The organism is Paraburkholderia sp. NMBU_R16, assembly GCF_013282575.1.
Classification (GTDB): Bacteria; Pseudomonadota; Gammaproteobacteria; order Burkholderiales; family Burkholderiaceae; genus Trinickia.
Genome location: NZ_JAAAYE010000505.1, coordinates 1 through 250, shown reverse-complemented (window position 1 = coordinate 250; position 250 = coordinate 1). Strand labels below are relative to the sequence as shown.

Here is a 250-nt window from a genome sequence, read left to right as displayed (position 1 = left end):
AACATGCGCCGCGCGTCAATCAACAAACGCTTGTCAGCGTCAATCAACATCGGCATCATCAACCTCGCCGCGACATTCTCATCTTGTTTGTCGCGCGTCTCTCATCCAGATTGTCGCGCCACACACGTCGCTCTTGCGACCGGGTACGTATTTCATCTGCCGCGCGTCAACCAGCCATACCGTCAGTCCGCGCTGCTCGAGCACCTCATACACCGGAATCCAGTACACCCCCGTCGATTCGAGCGCCACC

Annotated in this window: 1 pseudogene; it reads right to left on the bottom strand. The window is 58.0% G+C overall.

The features are described 5' to 3' along the window. Positions 1-123 precede the first annotated feature (123 nt). Positions 124-250: pseudogene (locus GWC77_RS28925) on the bottom strand (IS110 family transposase); the annotation flags it as partial.